Below are 16,880 nucleotides of genomic sequence, written 5' to 3' on the forward strand. Positions count from 1 at the left end.
CACGGCATTGGTTGCCGGTGTTGCGATGGGTAGCAGTTTGGTTTTTGGGGCTTGCTATTTGAAGCCTGTCAGCCCGTGGGCCGAAAGGTGTGCCGGTAGGGCCAACAGTTTGCCGGTAGCGCCTACGGTGTGCCGGCAGAGCGTAGTTTTTTCCACTGGCCTACCCAGTCGCGCACGGTGCGGAACCTGCAGGGAACAAGTTTTCCGGCCATTTTCTCCGCAGCATCATCCATGCTAGTGCAGGTGCTGAAATTGGCATCAAGCCAGGCGAAAACTTCCTGCTTCATGGCGCGGTTTTCATTGTGACGTGCATTAACTCCACGCTTGGAAAGGCTTTTTTCCCCTGCCTTGAACACCTTGGGAAGCAGGTTAATCAGCTTGCTTTGCTGCTCTTTCAGAGTTTCATTTAGCTGCCGCTCAGCTTCCAAGAGCGTCACGCTTTCTCGGGCAGTTTGGATTGACTGTTCAAGCGCCGAAAATGCCTCGCTTCGGTATGCCGCTGTGGTCTCGGCGTACCGCAAAAGCAGCTTCGTCACCGCGAGTTCGCGTACAAGATCTTCATGATTTGGCTTGCCCGCGTTGATCGCTGCAATTTCTGCCGCCACTTCTTTTCTTACCGCATCAAAGTCTTCGTCTTTCTGAGCCATCGCGCTCCCTGTCTCTCACGCCCCAAAAAGAAGCCAGCGCCGCCGGGTCAGGGTGTCCCGGTTGTTCCCCGTCGGGTAAGGCGTGGCGTCAAACTGTTGTCTATGCCCGCTTGAGTTGCACCACGTCAGCACCAGCGGCCAGCTTGTCCAGATAGTCCGCCCAGCGCTGCATCATGGTCTGGCGCTGCTTCAGGTAGGTGGTGCGGTTGTAGGCGCGCCCGTTCGCATCGCGCACGGAATGGGCCAATTGCGCCTCGATCACCAGCGGATCACATTCCAGCCGTTCAGCCAGCATGGTGCGTGCCGTTGCCCGGAACCCGTGCCAGGTCTGAATGTCGGGCGTGTAGCCCATGGATATCAGCGCCGTGCGTACTGAGTTTTCGGATATGGGCTTGCTGCGCTGGCGCTCGCCGGGGAACACCAGCCCGGTTGATTCGGTGTAGGGCTTCAAGACTTCGAGAATCTGCACGGCCTGGGTGGGCAGGGGGACAAGGTGGGGCTGCCCGTTTTCCTTGCCGTCCTTGGTGCGCTTCATCCGCGCAGAGGGGAGCGTCCACAGCGCCGCCTCCAGGTCGATTTCTGCCCAGCTCGCGCCGCGTAGTTCGCCGGGGCGCTGGAACAACAGGGGGGCCAACCGCAGCGCTGCCCGCACCACGGGGCCACCCTTGTAGCCTTTGATGGCGCGCAGCAACTCGCCCAGCCGCTCGGGATCGGTGATAGCAGCGAAGTGCGTTCCCCGGTAGGGGGCCAATGCGCCTTTCAGGTCGCCGGTAATGTCCCGGTTCACTCTGCCCGTCGCCACCCCGTAGCGCCATACTTGCCGCGCCAGCATCAGGCCCCGGTCGGCAGTCTCTACAGCGCCGCGTTCCTCGATCTTGCGCAGCGTCGCCAGCAGTTCCACGGGCTCGATATCGGCCAGCCGCCGATCCCCCAGCCAGGGGAACAGGTCACGCTCAAACTGGCGCTTTGCCCGCACTGCATGGGCTTCGCTCCAATGGGGTTCCTGCTTTTCGTACCACTCCAGGGCCACTACTTTGAAGCTGTCGCCTGCCGGGTTCATCGCCTTGAGCTTTTCCACCTTGCGGGCCTGTATGGGGTCGGTGCCCTCTGCCTTTTGCAGCTTTGCCGCATCCCGCGCCCGCCTTGCCGCCGTCAAGCCTACGGCTGGATAGCTGCCCAGCGCCAGCCGGGTTTCCTTGCCGTCACGGTAGATTTTCTGGAACCAGCGCTTGGAACCCGCAGGACTAATTTCCAGGTACAGCCCCGCGCTATCGGTCAGGCGCTCCCGCTTCTTGTCTGGTGGGCAGGTGGCATTGCGGCATTGGGCGTCTGTCAGCATCGGGGTTCCCTGGGGTGTTCCCCGGCCTTGGCGGGGCAGTTGTTCCCCGCCTACCGGGGTAAATTGGGTTTTGTTCCCCGATATGTTCCCCGCTCACGGTTTGGCTGTCAATGGTTGCCCTTGTCTGTTCCTGCTGCGTAAGTGCCTGATTTACCAATGAAAAAGGCCGCCAGGTGGTGTTCCTTGGCGGCCTTTGTTTTGATGGATGGTGGAGCTGGCGGGAATTGAACCCGCGTCCGCAAGCCTTTACCGGGCAGATCTACATGTTTAGCGGTCTGATTTAAGTCTCGCCACCGGTATCGCGCAGTCGCACGCTATACCGGCCGCCAGTACCCTATTGTCTCGTCCCAACCCAAGGTACCCGGATCAGAACCAGCCCATGTAATTATCCTTGCAGCCGGGAGGCACCGATTGCTCGATACCCCCTTGCCCAGCCCATCGGCCAACTGTTGCAAGGCTCACTGGCAATTAAGCAGCGAGTGCGAAACGTTCGTCGTTTGCAGTTAGTTTTTTTGAATGCAGATTTACGAGCGCCAATCAAGCTCGACATGCACCACGCCGATTCCGAACCCACGTCGAAACCAGGGCAGCCCCAAGCACCCTATATTAAGCGTGAAGACAAAAATTGCAAGAGCTGCATGGGCGAATTAATTTCTGCGTCGGCACGCCAGGCTTTGACCGAGGCTTCGGAGCCCAGATAGCCGTAGTTGGCAGCTACAGTGGCCATGCCTGCTGCACGACCCGCCACGATATCGCGCTCGTCGTCACCCACATAAATGCATTTTTCAGGGGCAATACCTAAGCGCCGCGCAGCCTCGAACAAGGGCTCAGGATGCGGCTTTGCATGTGGTGTTGTGTCACCGCTGATAGCTACTGCACATTTGGCGAAGACCGGCAGGGCGCGCAGGAGAGGCTCCGTGAAACGCGCCGCCTTGTTGGTCACGATACCCCAAGGAAGGCCGCGCGTCTCGAGGGCGGCCAACAGGTCCGCTACTTCGTCAAATGCAGCCGCGTGGTCAAACATGCAGGCTGCGTAGTTTGCAAAAAACTCTTCGCGCAGCGGATCGAAGCCGGGATCGCCGGGCGCAATGCCAAAAGCGACGCCCAACATGCCGCGCGCGCCGGCACCCGCCATCGCGCGGTAATCGGTCAGCGGACGGGGCGGCAGCCCGCGGTCGGTCCGCATTTTGTCGGCGGCACGGCCCAGATCGGTCGCACTATCCACAAGGGTCCCGTCCAGATCAAACAGGACGGCGCGGCTGCCTTCAAACATTCGAGGGCAGTCGCTGCGCCGCCACCAGGTAGTTCACGCTGGTGTTCTGGCTGAGCCAATAGCGTCCGGTGAGCGGGTTGTGCTCCAAGCCCCTCGTATGGGCAATTTCCAGTCCGGCGCCGCGGCAGCTTTGCGCCAGTTCGCTGGGGCGGATGAGTCGCGCGTATTCATGGGTACCGCGGGGCAATAGCCTCAACACGTATTCGGCCCCCAGAATGGCAAATGCAAACGCCTTGGCATTGCGGTTGATGGTGGAGAAAAACACCCAACCACCTGGACGCACCAATTCGGCGCACGCGCGCACGATGGAGTCCGGGTTGGGGACATGCTCCAGCATTTCCATACAGGTGACGGTATCGAAGCCTGCCGGTTGCTCCTGCGCCAGGGCCTCAGCACTGATCTCGCGGTAACTCACTTGCGGGGTCTGGGCTTCGAGAGCGTGCAACTGGGCAACCTTGAGTGACTTGGTGGCCAGGTCAATGCCCAGCACCTGGGCACCCTTGCGCGCCATGGCGTCCGCAAGAATGCCACCGCCGCATCCCACGTCAAGCACCTGCTTGCCCGCCAAGGGGGCGATGGAATCGATCCAGGCCAAGCGCAAGGGGTTGATTTCATGCAGCGGGCGAAATTCGCTCTCTTTGTCCCACCAGCGATGAGCCAGGTCGGAAAACTTGGCCAGTTCGGCAGGATCCACGTTGGCGGTAGTCGTCATTTTTCGTCGCTCGATGGCAAAGTCACAAAGGCAAAGCGCCATGAAAAAAGCCCCGTCGCCGGGGCTTTTTAGCAAGCAATCAGGGATTACTTGGAAGAGCGGGTACCCACTACTTCGATTTCCACGCGGCGGTTCTTGGCACGGCCTTCGCGGGTCTTGTTGTCGGCGACAGGCTGCTTCTCGCCCTTGCCTTCGGTGTAGACGCGGTTCTTTTCGATGCCCTTGGCGACCAAGTAGGCCTTCACAGCTTCAGCGCGACGAATCGACAGCTTCTGGTTGTAGGCGTCGGTACCAATGGAGTCGGTGTGGCCGACGGCAATGATCACTTCAAGGTTGATACCCTGGACCTTGGAGACCAGATCGTCGAGCTTGGCCTTGCCGGCGGGCTTGAGAACCGACTTGTCAAAGTCGAAGAACGCGTCGGCGGCGTAGGTCACCTTGCTCGAAGCTGCTACTGCGGGAGCGGGCTTGGGAGCCGGTGCGGGAGCAGCTGCAGGAGCAGGTGCCGGTGCGGGAGCTGCAGCTACAGGAGCTGCCAAAGCGCCGTCGCAACCAGGAGCTGCGGTAGCAGGGGTCCAGGCGGCATCGCGCCAGCACAATTCGTTGGTACCGTTCTTCCAGACGAGTTCGTTGGTACCGTTCTTCCAGTTGTCAACAGTCTGGGCACCAGCGGCGGTAGCAAGCGCTGCAGAGGCCAACAACATCGCCACTTTGTTCAGTTTATTCATGGTTCTCCTCTTGGGGGCAAAGGCCGCAGCAGCGCTGCGAATCAAGGACGTCATTCGGTGACCATCACCAAAAACGTTGATCAGATTGTGCCATACGTAACAGCGCCAAGCGATCCAGGCGAAGGGTCAGATCGTAGGACAAAAGCGCTTGAACCCCCAAATGTTGCTCTGCAGCTACAAAGCCTTGCGCCTAAAATGCCCAGTCCCCGCCGCTTTGTACCCATCCTATGACCCAGTTCGCCAAAGAAACTCTACCGATCAGCCTTGAAGAGGAAATGCGGCGCAGCTATCTGGATTACGCCATGAGCGTGATCGTGGGGCGGGCCTTGCCGGATGCTCGGGACGGCTTGAAGCCGGTGCACCGGCGCGTGCTGTTCGCCATGCATGAGCTGAACAACGACTGGAACCGGCCTTACAAGAAGTCTGCCCGTATCGTTGGCGACGTGATCGGCAAGTACCACCCGCACGGGGACAGCGCGGTGTATGACACGATCGTTCGCATGGCGCAAGACTTCTCGCTGCGACATATGTTAGTGGACGGCCAGGGCAACTTCGGCTCCGTCGATGGCGACAACGCTGCCGCCATGCGGTACACCGAAATCCGTTTGGCAAAGATCGCCCACGAGATGCTGGGCGACATCGACAAGGAAACCGTCGATTTCGGTCCCAACTACGACGGCAGCGAGAAAGAACCCTTGGTCTTGCCGAGCAAACTGCCGAACCTGCTGGTCAACGGCTCCTCGGGCATTGCCGTAGGCATGGCCACCAATATTCCCCCGCACAATTTGAATGAAGTCGTGGACGGGTGCCTGCACTTGCTGGCGCATCCGGAGGCCACCATCGACGAGTTGATGGAGATCATCCCGGCGCCCGACTTTCCTACCGCCGGCATCATTTACGGCATCACCGGCGTCAAGGACGGCTATCGGACAGGCCGTGGCCGCGTCATCATGCGGGCGAAATGCCACTTTGAGGACATCGACCGCGGCCAGCGTCAGGCCATCATCGTGGACGAGCTGCCGTATCAAGTAAACAAGAAGACGCTGCAAGAGCGCATGGCCGAGCTGGTGCACGAAAAGAAAATCGAGGGCATCAGCCACATCCAGGATGAGTCCGACAAATCGGGCATGCGTCTGGTCATTGAACTCAAGCGCGGCGAAGTGCCTGAAGTGGTGCTGAACAACCTGTACAAGCAAACGCAGCTGCAGGACACCTTCGGCATGAACATGGTGGCGCTGATTGACGGTCAACCTCGCCTGTGTGACCTGAAGACGCTGATCAGCGTGTTTCTGCAGCACCGCCGCGAGGTTGTCACGCGGCGCACCGTGTTCGAGCTGCGCAAGGCGCGCGACCGCGGCCATGTGCTCGAAGGCCTGGCGGTGGCGCTGGCCAACATCGACGATTTCATTGCCATCATCCGCAGCGCCCCGACGCCCCCGGTGGCGAAGGCTGAATTGATGGCGCGCAGCTGGGACAGCAAGATGGTGCGCGAAATGCTCACCCGTACGCGCACCGATGGCGGCGTCATCAATGCCGACGACTACCGGCCCGAAGGGCTGGAGCGCGAGTTCGGCATGGGCCAGGATGGCCTGTACCGACTGTCGGATACCCAGGCGCAGGAGATCTTGCAAATGCGGCTGCAGCGCCTCACCGGGCTGGAGCAGGACAAGATCGTCGCCGAGTACAAAGACATCATGGCGGTCATCGAAGACCTGCTGGACATCCTGGCCACGCCCGAGCGCGTCTCGACCATCATTGGTGATGAGCTCACAGCCATCAAGCAGGAATTCGGCCAAAGCAAGCTCGGCGCCCGCCGCAGCCTGGTCGAATACAGCGCGCAAGACCTGTCCACCGAAGACCTCATCACGCCCACCGACATGGTGGTGACGCTCAGCCATACCGGCTACATCAAGAGCCAGCCACTGGGAGAGTACCGCGCGCAAAAGCGCGGCGGGCGCGGCAAGCAAGCCACAGCCACCAAGGAAGACGACTGGATCGACCAGCTCTTCATTGCCAACACGCACGACTACATCCTGTGTTTCTCCAACCGTGGGCGCCTGTACTGGCTCAAGGTCTGGGAAGTGCCTGCCGGTTCGCGCGGCTCACGGGGCCGTCCCATCGTCAATATGTTTCCGCTGCAGGAGGGCGAGAAGATCAACGTGGTGCTGCCGCTGACCGGTGCCATGCGCACCTTTCCGGCGGACCATTATGTGTTCATGGCCACCAGTATGGGCACGGTCAAGAAAACAGCTCTGGACGACTTTTCGCATCCGCGCAAGGGCGGCATCATTGCGGTCAACCTCGACGAAGGCGACTTCCTGATCGGTGCAGCGCTCACCGACGGGGAGCACGATGTCATGTTGTTTTCCGACGGCGGCAAGGCCGTTCGTTTCGATGAAAACGACGTGCGTCCCTTGGGGCGCCAGGCGCGTGGGGTGCGCGGAATGATGCTTGAAGAAGGCCAAAGCGTGATCGCCATGCTGGTGGCCGAGGACGAGAGCCAGAGCGTGCTCACCGCCACTGAAAACGGCTTCGGCAAACGCACCAGCATCACCGAATACACACGCCACGGCCGCGGCACCAAGGGAATGATCGCCATCTCCCAAAGCGAACGCAACGGCAAGGTGGTGGCAGCCACCCTGGTGCACGCACACGACGAGATCATGCTCATTACCGACAAGGGCGTGCTGGTGCGCACGCGCGTTTCGGAAATTCGCGAACTGGGCCGTGCAACGCAAGGCGTGACCTTGATTGCGCTGGACGACGGCGCCCAGTTGATCGGTCTGCAGCGCATTGTGGAAAACGACGCCCAAGGTGCAGACAATGCAGATGCAGAAACGCCCGACACAGCGCCGGGAGGATCCCCGGATGCAGAGCCGCAACGCGAGTAGGGGCTCGATTGCACGGCGCGCCTGCCCAAATGCAAACTATAATTTTTATAGCTACTAACGATTATCCGGTAAGCGCTAGGACCTTATTTCACTCCTGATTTTTCCATGCAACGTCCGTACAACTTTTCGGCCGGCCCGGCGGCAATTCCTGAGGAAGTGCTGCAGCGCGCGGCAGCCGAAATGCTGGACTGGCAAGGCAGCGGCATGGGCGTCATGGAAATGAGCCACCGCGGCAAGGAGTTTCTCTCCATCTACGAAGCCGCCGAAGCCGGTTTCCGTTCGCTGCTGTCCATCCCGCCCGAGTTCAAGATTCTTTTCATGCAAGGCGGCGGTCTGGCCGAAAACGCCATCGTTCCACTGAACCTCTCCCGCGCGGCGGGCGTGGACTTCGTCGTGACTGGTAGCTGGAGCCAAAAGTCGCAGAAGGAAGCCCGCAAGTACGCGTCGGAAGTGAACATCGCTGCTTCGGGCGAGACCAGCAGCTTCACCACCCTGCCCGACCCGGCGAGTTGGACGCCCAGCGTGGGTGCGAGCTACCTGCACATCTGCAGCAACGAAACCATCAACGGCGTGGAATTCCACGAGCTTCCCGACCTGCGCGCCCTGGGCTGCGACGCGCCGCTGGTGGTGGATTTTTCCTCCCATGTGGCCTCGCGGCCAGTGGACTGGTCGCGTGTTGGCCTGGCTTTTGGCGGAGCGCAAAAAAACATCGGCCCCGCCGGCCTGACCATCGTGGTGGTGCGCGAAGACCTGATCGGGCAGGCCCTGCCTGCCTGCCCAAGCGCCTTCGACTACCGCCTGGTGGCCGACAATCACTCCATGTACAACACGCCGCCGACCTGGGGGATCTACATGGCCGGGCTTACCTTTGACTGGCTGGCGCGCCAGACCGAAGGCGAAGCGCACGGCATTGCCGCCATGGAGCAGCGCAACATCGCCAAAGCCGCACTCCTGTACGGCACGATCGACGGCTCACAGCTTTACTACAACAAGGTTTCGCCCCCTTGCCGCTCGCGCATGAACGTGCCCTTCTTTTTGCGCAATGAAGCGCTGAACGACGCCTTTCTGGCCGGAGCGCGCGAGCGCGGCCTGCTGCAGCTCAAGGGCCACAAGTCGGTGGGTGGCATGCGCGCCAGCATCTACAACGCCATGCCGCTGGCCGGCGTGCAGGCGCTGGTGGATTACCTCCACGATTTCGAGAAAGCCCACGGATGAGCGCCGCGCCACCGCCACCCACGAACCAGCCCGTGGCCTCGCCCGATCTGGCCAGCCTGCGCGTGCAGATCGACAACATCGACCAGCAGCTGCTCACCTTGCTCAACCAGCGCGCGCTGGTGGCCGAGCGCGTAGGCGAGGTGAAAAAGCGCGAAGGCACGCCCTTCTTTCGCCCCGACCGCGTGGCGCAGGTGATTGAAAAAATCGTCCGCGCCAACCCCGGCCCCTTGCGCAGCGCGCATGTCTCGGCCATCTGGCGCGAGGTGATGTCGGCCTGCCTGGCGCTGGAGTCCCCCAGCGCGTGGCGGTGCTCGGACCGGCCGGAACGTTTTGCGAGCAGGCCGCCATCGACTACTTCGGCGGTGCGGCCGACATTGTCTATTGCGCCAATTTCGACGAGGTCTTCCACGCCACGGCCTCGGGCAGCGCGCAGTTCGGCGTTGTTGGCGTCGAGAATTCTGTCGAGGGCGTGGTCACACGCTCGCTCGATCTGTTCCTGCACACCCCCACGCATGTGGTCGGCGAAGTGAGCCTGCTGGTGCGCCACAACCTGCTGCGCACGAGTCCGTCGGCAGAGGGCATTGAGGCGGTTCTGGCGCACCCGCAGGCGCTGGCTCAGTGCCAAGCCTGGTTGTCCAAGCATTTGCCCCATGTCGAGCGCCGGCCGGTATCGAGCAACGCCGAAGGCGCGCGCCTGGCGGCTACCAACCCCGCCTGGGCGGCTCTGGCCAGCGAGCGCGCGGCCACCCAGTTCGGCCTGCACATCGTGGCGCATGCGATCCAGGACGAGGCCTACAACCGTACGCGCTTTGCCGTGATCTGCCTGCCGCACACGCTGGAAACGCCGCCACCTTCGGGACGCGACTGCACCAGCCTGATTGTGTCGGTGCCCAACGAGCCTGGCGCGGTGCACGACCTGTTGGTGCCGCTCAAGAAGCACGGCGTCTCCATGACGCGTTTTGAGTCACGCCCCGCGCGCACCGGCCAGTGGGAGTACTACTTCTACATCGACATCGACGGTCACCCGAGCCAGCCGCATGTGGCAGCCGCGCTGGCCGAACTGCGCAGCCTGAGCGCCTTTTACAAAGTGCTGGGCACCTACCCGGTGACGCCATGACACACTGCAGCATCTTCGCGCCACTTCTTCCGGGGCTCCACCATGTTTGAACAACTCGGCCTGATCGGCTGCGGCCTGATGGGGGGTTCGTTTGCGCTGGCGCTCAAAAAGGCGGGCCTGGTCAAACGCGTCGTCGGCTACAGCAAGTCGCCTTCCACCACCGACCGTGCACGCCAGTTGGGCGTGATCGACGTCGAGGCGCCGTCCGCGCTGCTCGCCGTTGCGGGGGCCGACATCGTAATGGTGGCCGTGCCTGTTTCTGCCACCGAAGCCACGCTCAAATCCATCCGCCACCTGGTGACGCCCCAGATGTTGATCATGGACGTCGGCTCGACAAAGTCCGACGTGGTGCAGGCCGCACGCCGCGCGCTGCGCGACCAGGTAGGCTCCTTCGTTCCTGCGCACCCGATCACAGGGCGCGAGGTGTCGGGGGTGGAGCACGCAGACGCCGAACTCTACAGCGGGCGCCAGATCATTCTCACCCCCACCGAGCGTACCCTGACCCTGCAGTTGCAGCGTGCGGAAGAAGTCTGGACTGCCCTGGGCTGCCGGGTGACCAGCATGTCGCCGGAGTCCCACGACGAGGCCTTTGCCGCCGTCAGCCACTTGCCGCACTTGCTGGCGTTCTCGCTGGTCAACAGCATCACCAGCCAGCCCCAGGCGGACACCTTTCTCTCGCTTGCCGGTCCGGGATTTCGTGATTTCACGCGTATTGCCGCCAGCGACCCCAAGATGTGGCGCGATGTGCTGCTGGCCAATCGCGACGAGCTGCTGGCGCAGTCGAAGCTCTTCCAGCAGGCATTGCACAGTTTCGAGACCGCCATCCGCAACGACAACGCACAGGCACTGGAAGACATGCTGACGCTGTCCAGCGAAACGCGTGCGCATTGGCGCATGGGTGCACAGCGTAAAAAATCCCCCTGAGTCGCCTACGGCGCCTTCCCCGAAGGGGGACGACGCCAGCGCGGCGGGGCGGCCCTTGCGCGGCATCTGCTGGTCTGGGCCGCGCCAGTTGCCTGGGCCTATAGCGCAATGGATATACAAAACCGATGTACAGCACCGCATTTCTCGATATTCCTGCACTCGCCTCGGCGGGCGGCACGGTTCAACTGCCTGGCTCCAAGAGCATTTCCAACCGCGTGCTGCTGCTTGCGGCTCTCAGCACCGGCACCACGGTGGTGCACGACCTGCTCGATTCGGACGATACCCGCGTCATGCTCGACGCCCTGGGCGCGATTGGTTGTCGGGTTGAGCAGAGCGATGGGGAAACCAGAATCACTGGTATAGGTGACAACCGCCCTGCGATACCGCTGCAGCTCTTTCTGGGCAACGCTGGCACGGCCATGCGCCCACTCGCGGCCGCGCTCGCCCTGCTGGGCGGCGACTTCACGCTCGATGGCGTGGCCCGCATGCGCGAGCGCCCGATTGGCGACCTGGTCGATGCGCTGCGCCAGCTGGGCTGCGGCATCGATTACTTGGGCACCGAGGGCTACCCGCCGCTGCACATTGCGCAGGGCTGTGGCGTGCCGGCCTTGGCGCTGGACCAGCCGGTGCGCGTGCGCGGCGATGTTTCCAGCCAGTTCCTGACTGCTCTGCTGATGGCACTGCCGCTGGCGGCAAAGCAGCAGGACGTGGTGATCGAGGTCGTGGGCGAGCTCATCTCCAAGCCCTACATAGCGATCACGCTGGCGCTGCTGAAGCGCTTTGGCATTGAAGTCGAAAACGAACATTGGCAGCGCTTTCGCATCCCCGCGGGCAGCCGCTACCGATCGCCCGGCAGCATCCATGTCGAAGCGGACGCCTCTTCTGCTAGTTATTTCATAGCTTTAGGCGCAATTGCAGCAAGCGCTGAGGGTCAAAAAGGCATAAAAATCTGTGGTGTAGGGCTCGACTCGATTCAGGGGATATCCGTTTCCTCGACGCGGCGCAGGCCATGGGCGCGCGCGTCAGCGGCGGGCCCAACTGGCTCGAGGTCGAGCGCGGTGCCTGGCCGCTCAAGGCGATTGACCTCGACTGCAACCACATCCCCGACGCCGCGATGACAATCGCCGTGATGGCGTTGTACGCCGACGGCCCGACGCTGCTGCGCAATATTGCCAGCTGGCGCGTGAAGGAAACCGACCGCATCGCCGCCATGGCGGCTGAGCTGCGCAAGCTCGGGGCAACGGTGGAGGAAGGCGCGGACTTCATCCGCATCGCACCGCCCGCAACGCCACAGCACTGGACGACAGCCAGCATCCACACCTACGACGACCACCGCGTTGCCATGTGCTTCTCGCTCGCTGCCTTCAACCCCGCCGCTCTGCCGGTGCGCATTGAAGACCCACGCTGTGTGGCCAAGACCTTTCCAGACTATTTCGAAACGCTGTTTTCCGTGGTGCAAACCGCTGCGGCCAAGGTGCCGGTGATCTGCATCGACGGTCCGACCGCGTCTGGCAAGGGGACGCTGGCTGCGCAAGTGGCGCAGCGCCTGGGCTACCACCTGCTTGATTCGGGCGCCATCTACCGCGTGGCGGGACTGGCGGCGCGGAATGCCGGCCTGGACATTGCCCCCGCCAATGCCGTCGCCATTGCGAACCTCGCGCGCGGCATGGCGCTGCACTTTGACGGTGCGCGGGTGCTGCTCGCCAGTGTGGACGTAAGCGACGCCATCCGCACCGAGCAGGCCGGCATGGACGCGTCCCGCGTGTCCGCGCTGCCCGAGGTGCGCGCCGCCGTAGTGGACGTGCAGCTGGCTTTTCGCGCGCTGCCCGGCCTGGTGGCCGATGGGCGCGATATGGGCACAGTGATCTTTCCGGGCGCGCCACTCAAGGTGTATCTGACCGCCAGCGCAGCCCAGCGGGCCGAGCGGCGCTATCAACAGTTGATTGCACGGGGTTTGGACGCTAAAATAGCAGACCTTCGCGCAGACTTGGAGGCGCGCGACGCGCGGGATATGACCCGCAGCGTTGCCCCTTTGAAGCCTGCGCAGGACGCGCTGACGCTGGACAACTCCGAACTCACGGTCGAACAGGCTGTGAACCAGGTCTTGGATTGGTGGCAGCAGCGCCAGCCCTTTGCGTCCAGCGCCAAGGGCTGAATGGCTTAAAAAAGCCGGGGCCGCAAGGCTCCAACCCTGGTCCACACCGCCCCAGCCGCGCCGCAGCGCATTGGCAGTGTGGTTTTTTCACCCTAACCCGCGGCACACGCCGTACACCAACCACCACGGACAGCCTTTCAAACCGCAGCAATAGTGCTGCTGTCAAACCTGTACGTGGCAAGGAAATACATGTCTGAATCTTTTGCCGACCTTTTCGAAGAATCCTTGCAACGCACCGAGATGCGCCCCGGTGAAGTCATCACCGCAGAGGTGGTGCGCGTCGAGCACAGCTTCGTCGTGGTCAACGCCGGCCTCAAGTCTGAAGCCTATGTGCCGCTCGACGAATTTAAGAACGACAAGGGCGAAGTCGAAGTCCAGGTAGGCGATTTCGTCTCCGTGGCCATCGGTTCGATCGAAAACGGTTACGGCGACACCATCCTCTCGCGCGATACGGCCAAGCGCCTCGCGTCCTGGATGAGCCTGGAAAAGGCCCTGGAATCCGGCGAATTCGTCACCGGCACCACCAGCGGCAAGGTCAAGGGCGGCCTGACGGTTCTGGTCAACGGCATCCGCGCCTTCCTCCCCGGTTCGCTCATCGACACGCGCCCGGTCAAGGACCTGACGCCGTACGAGAACAAGACCATGGAATTCAAGGTCATCAAGCTCGACCGCAAGCGCAACAACGTGGTGCTGAGCCGCCGCGCTGTGGTCGAAGCCTCGATGGGCGAAGAGCGCGAGAAGCTCATGGCCACCCTCAAGGAAGGTGCCATTGTCAACGGTGTGGTCAAAAATATCACCGAATACGGCGCCTTCGTGGACCTGGGCGGCATCGACGGCCTGCTGCACATCACCGACATGGCATGGCGCCGCGTTCGCCACCCTTCGGAAGTGGTCACGGCCGGCCAGGAACTCACCGCCAAGATCCTCAAGTTCGACACCGAGAAGAACCGTGTCTCGCTGGGCCTCAAGCAAATGGGCGACGACCCGTGGATGGGTGTCTCCCGCCGCTACCCACAGAGCACGCGTTTGTTCGGCAAGATCACCAACATCGCCGACTACGGCGCGTTTGTGGAACTCGAACCCGGCATTGAAGGCCTGGTACACGTGTCGGAAATGGACTGGACGAACAAGAACATCGCTCCTTCCAAGCTGGTCACCCTGGGCGACGAAGTCGAAGTCATGGTCCTCGAGATCGACGAAGACAAGCGCCGCATCAGCCTGGGCATGAAGCAGTGCAAGGCCAACCCTTGGCAAGAGTTCGCGCAGGACACCAAGCGCGGCGACCGCGTCAAGGGCCCCATCAAGTCGATCACCGACTTCGGCGTGTTCGTCGGTCTGGCTGCCGGTATCGACGGCCTGGTGCACCTGTCTGACCTCTCGTGGAACGAGCCCGGCGAAGCCGCCGTGCGCAACTACAAGAAGGGCCAGGAAGTCGAAGCCATCGTGCTGGCTGTGGACGTGGAGCGCGAGCGCATCTCCTTGGGCATCAAGCAGCTCGACGGCGATCCGTTCACCACGTTTGTGACCGTGAACGACAAGGGCCAGACGGTGACCGGCAAGGTCAAGACCGTGGACGCCCGTGGCGCCGAGATCGACCTGGGTGAAGACATCCTCGGTTACCTGCGCGCTTCGGAAATCTCGCGCGACCGCGTGGAAGACGCACGCAATGTGCTCAAGGAAGGCGACGAAGTCACCGCCGTGGTCGTCAACGTGGACCGCAAGACGCGCAACATCCAGCTGTCCATCAAGCAAAAGGACATGATCGACGAGCAAGGCGCCATGGCCAACCTGAGCCAGCAGTCGAGCCGCGAGAGCGCCGGCACGACCAGCCTGGGCGCCCTGCTGCGCGCCAAGCTGGACAACTCGGACAAGTAATCCAAGCGATCGCTGTCGGCGCCCTGGGCGCCGACCAGGATGGCGGCCGGGTGAGTGCACAATGCGCCCACCCGGCATTTTTTTGTATGAACGTATGACCCGATCCGATCTCGTTGAAGCCTTGGCTGAGCGTTTTCCCCAGCTGACGCACCGCGACGCAGAAATCGCCGTGAAAGCCTTGCTTGACGCCGTGGGCGAGGCGCTGGTGCGCGGCCATCGCATTGAGGTACGGGGTTTTGGCAGTTTTTCTGTCAGCCACCGGCCTCCGCGTCTGGGCCGCAACCCGCGCAGCGGCGAAGCCGTAGCCATTCCAGCCAAGCGCGTGCCACACTTCAAGCCAGGCAAGGCACTGCGCGAAGCCGTAGATCAACGTACCCAAGAACTCCGCAGCCCTGCCACAGGCAGATAAAGCTATATTTTTGATAGCGCATAACGCTTTCTGCATAATCGCCAGCGGCCAAAAGCACCTAAAATTTGGCAGAATGCGACGAATCCTGCGCTTTGCGGCGATCGCTTCGTAGAATCGTCCCACCACCGGGGACGCCATGAAATACTTCCTGTGGCTGCTCAAGGCAGCCATTTTCTTTACGCTTTTCGCCTTTGCGCTGAACAACCAGCAAGACGCCACCGTGCACTTGTTCTTCGGTACGCAGTGGCGTGCGCCACAGGTTCTCATCGTACTGACGGCCTTTGCCTTCGGCCTCGTCGCTGGCGTGCTGGGCATGGTGCCGCGCTGGTGGAAGCACCGCAGTGCCGCGCGGCGCGTGCAAGCCGCGCAGACGCCCCCCGCCGCCGCGCCCGTACCCAGCCCCACCCCCGAGTCCGTTCCGCCGCATGGAATTTGACCTCTCCTGGCTTCTGCTGGGGCTGCCGCTGGTCTTCATGCTCGGCTGGGCCGCCTCACGCATGGATCTGCGCCAGCTGCGCAGGCAAAACCGCGATGCGCCCAAAGCCTATTTCAAGGGCCTGAACTTCCTGCTCAACGAGCAGCAAGACCAGGCCATTGACGCCTTCATCGAGGCGGTACAGAACGATCCAGACACCTCCGAGCTGCATTTCGCCCTGGGCAACCTGTTCCGGCGCCGGGGCGAGTACGACCGCGCGGTGCGCGTGCACGAACACCTGCTCTCGCGCGGCGATCTGAGCAGCACCGACCGAGATCGCGCCCAGCACGCACTGGCGCTCGACTACCTCAAAGCCGGCCTGCTCGACCGCGCCGAAGACGCGCTGGCGCGCCTGGAGGGCACGGCGTTTGAAGCTGAGGCCCGACTCGCGCGGCTTGCCATTTTCGAGCGATCGCGCGACTGGCCCCAGGCCGCCGAAGTGGCGCGCAAGATGCACGCTGCCGACCAGGGGGACTTCAGTACCCGCCAGGCGCACTATCTTTGTGAGCAGGCCCACAGCGAACGCGCTGCCGGCAACAGCAGCGCCGCCATGGCCCTGTTGGAACAGGCCCTGCGCGCCGCACCCCAGGCAGCGCGCCCCCACATCGAGCTGGCACGGCTTGCAGAGCAGACGGGCGACAGCGCGCGCGCGCTCGAGCTGCTGCGCGCCTTGGGCGTACAGGCCCCGTCCGCACTGCCGCTCGCCGCCGCCTTGTTGACCGAGATCGCTCGCGACAGTGGACGCGAGGCCGAGGTGCTCGCCCTGTTGCAGGCGCATTACGCACAAGGCCCATCGCTGGACGTCCTCGACGCGATCGTGGCGCTCTCAGAGCGCGCAGGCGCCGCGCCAACGGAGCAGAACGAAAGCCGCATGTGGTATCTGCGCCATCTTGAGCACGAACCCTCGCTGGTTGCTGCGGCCAAGTGGTTGGCCGGCGAGCGGCTCGAGCACGAGGAGTTTCATCCGCAAATTCAGGCCGCGCTCGACACCGCCGCCCGCCCGCTCACGCGCTACCGCTGTGCAGCCTGCGGGTTCGAAGCGCGCCAGCATTTCTGGCACTGCCCAGGCTGCCAGGCCTGGGACAGCTACCCAGCGCAGCGGGTGGAGGAGCTATAGGCC

Annotated in this window: 12 protein-coding genes, 1 other RNA gene and 2 pseudogenes; 9 read left to right on the forward strand and 6 right to left on the reverse strand. The window is 62.6% G+C overall.

What is annotated here, in order from left to right:
- Positions 1-122 precede the first annotated feature (122 nt).
- The 6 genes from C6571_RS02345 to ompA form a co-directional block, all read right to left on the reverse strand.
- Positions 123-647: a hypothetical protein gene (locus tag C6571_RS02345; protein ID WP_106445267.1), complete on the reverse strand. Its 525-nt coding sequence runs from the start codon at positions 645-647 to the stop codon at positions 123-125.
- Between the two features lie 100 nt (positions 648-747).
- Positions 748-1,986: a tyrosine-type recombinase/integrase gene (locus C6571_RS02350; protein ID WP_106445268.1), complete on the reverse strand. Its 1,239-nt coding sequence runs from the start codon at positions 1,984-1,986 to the stop codon at positions 748-750.
- Positions 1,987-2,192: 206 nt separating this feature from the next.
- Positions 2,193-2,580, reverse strand: a transfer-messenger RNA (tmRNA) gene (ssrA, locus tag C6571_RS02355).
- Positions 2,581-2,587: 7 nt separating this feature from the next.
- Complete coding sequence (locus C6571_RS02360) at positions 2,588-3,259, reverse strand: HAD-IA family hydrolase (protein ID WP_106445269.1); 672 nt, start codon at positions 3,257-3,259, stop codon at positions 2,588-2,590.
- The gene (gene ubiG / locus C6571_RS02365) at positions 3,252-3,971 is read right to left on the reverse strand and encodes a bifunctional 2-polyprenyl-6-hydroxyphenol methylase/3-demethylubiquinol 3-O-methyltransferase UbiG (protein WP_106445270.1); all 720 of its coding nucleotides are present in this window, start codon (positions 3,969-3,971) and stop codon (positions 3,252-3,254) included. Before ubiG ends, C6571_RS02360 begins: the two co-directional genes overlap by 8 nt.
- A gap of 86 nt (positions 3,972-4,057) precedes the next feature.
- Positions 4,058-4,699 (reverse strand): outer membrane protein OmpA, encoded by a 642-nt coding sequence (gene ompA / locus C6571_RS02370; RefSeq protein WP_106447992.1) that lies wholly within the window; start codon positions 4,697-4,699, stop codon positions 4,058-4,060.
- Between the two features lie 227 nt (positions 4,700-4,926).
- On the opposite strand from ompA, the gene gyrA reads away from it, so the two are divergent.
- The 9 genes and pseudogenes from gyrA (at position 4,927) to lapB (ending at position 16,877) form a co-directional block, all read left to right on the forward strand.
- A complete protein-coding gene (gyrA, locus tag C6571_RS02375) occupies positions 4,927-7,590 on the forward strand; it encodes a DNA gyrase subunit A (protein ID WP_106445271.1) in 2,664 nt (887 codons plus the stop codon).
- Between the two features lie 105 nt (positions 7,591-7,695).
- Positions 7,696-8,805: a 3-phosphoserine/phosphohydroxythreonine transaminase gene (gene serC / locus C6571_RS02380; protein WP_106445272.1), complete on the forward strand. Its 1,110-nt coding sequence runs from the start codon at positions 7,696-7,698 to the stop codon at positions 8,803-8,805.
- A pseudogene (gene pheA / locus C6571_RS02385) lies at positions 8,802-9,922 on the forward strand (prephenate dehydratase). Before serC ends, pheA begins: the two are co-directional and overlap by 4 nt.
- A gap of 42 nt (positions 9,923-9,964) precedes the next feature.
- Positions 9,965-10,846, forward strand: coding sequence for a prephenate dehydrogenase (locus tag C6571_RS02390; RefSeq protein WP_106445273.1), 882 nt, complete (start codon positions 9,965-9,967; stop codon positions 10,844-10,846).
- A 125-nt stretch (positions 10,847-10,971) separates the two neighbouring features.
- Positions 10,972-13,001: pseudogene (locus C6571_RS20150) on the forward strand (bifunctional 3-phosphoshikimate 1-carboxyvinyltransferase/cytidylate kinase).
- 189 nt (positions 13,002-13,190) lie between these two features.
- On the forward strand, positions 13,191-14,876 hold the full coding sequence (gene rpsA, locus C6571_RS02400; RefSeq protein WP_106445274.1) for a 30S ribosomal protein S1: 1,686 nt from the start codon (positions 13,191-13,193) through the stop codon (positions 14,874-14,876).
- A 94-nt stretch (positions 14,877-14,970) separates the two neighbouring features.
- Complete coding sequence (locus C6571_RS02405; protein WP_106445275.1) at positions 14,971-15,285, forward strand: integration host factor subunit beta; 315 nt, start codon at positions 14,971-14,973, stop codon at positions 15,283-15,285.
- 136 nt (positions 15,286-15,421) lie between these two features.
- Positions 15,422-15,721 (forward strand): LapA family protein, encoded by a 300-nt coding sequence (locus C6571_RS02410; protein WP_106445276.1) that lies wholly within the window; start codon positions 15,422-15,424, stop codon positions 15,719-15,721.
- The gene (gene lapB, locus C6571_RS02415; protein ID WP_106445277.1) at positions 15,711-16,877 is read left to right on the forward strand and encodes a lipopolysaccharide assembly protein LapB; all 1,167 of its coding nucleotides are present in this window, start codon (positions 15,711-15,713) and stop codon (positions 16,875-16,877) included. The genes C6571_RS02410 and lapB overlap by 11 nt, the downstream gene beginning before the upstream one ends.
- The last annotated feature ends 3 nt before the right edge of the window (positions 16,878-16,880 follow it).

The organism is Simplicispira suum, assembly GCF_003008595.1.
Taxonomy (GTDB): domain Bacteria; phylum Pseudomonadota; class Gammaproteobacteria; order Burkholderiales; family Burkholderiaceae_C; genus Simplicispira; species Simplicispira suum.